At 39.2% G+C, this 217-nt stretch carries 1 protein-coding gene; it reads left to right on the forward strand.

Translation table 11 applies throughout. From position 1 onward, the window contains the following. Positions 1-217: DNA polymerase (locus V6255_RS18735; protein ID WP_341629455.1), on the forward strand; the 217-nt coding region annotated here is incomplete at both ends.

The raw sequence follows: 217 nt of genomic DNA on the forward strand, positions 1-217 counted from the left end.
AGCCGAAGGCTTATTAAGGGCTTTCTCAACGGGAATAGATATTCATAAAGCAACTGCTGCAGAGGTTTTCTCTTTTGGACTTGATGAAGTGACTGTTGATCAACGTCGAAGTGCTAAGGAGATTAACTTTGGTTTAATCTATGGCATGAGCTCATTCGGTTTAGCAAAAGAATTAAAAATTGATCGCCTAGAAGCACTAACTTACATGGATGGTTAC

This window comes from Psychromonas arctica (assembly GCF_038155225.1).
In the GTDB taxonomy this organism is placed as follows: Bacteria; Pseudomonadota; Gammaproteobacteria; order Enterobacterales; family Psychromonadaceae; genus Psychromonas; species Psychromonas arctica_B.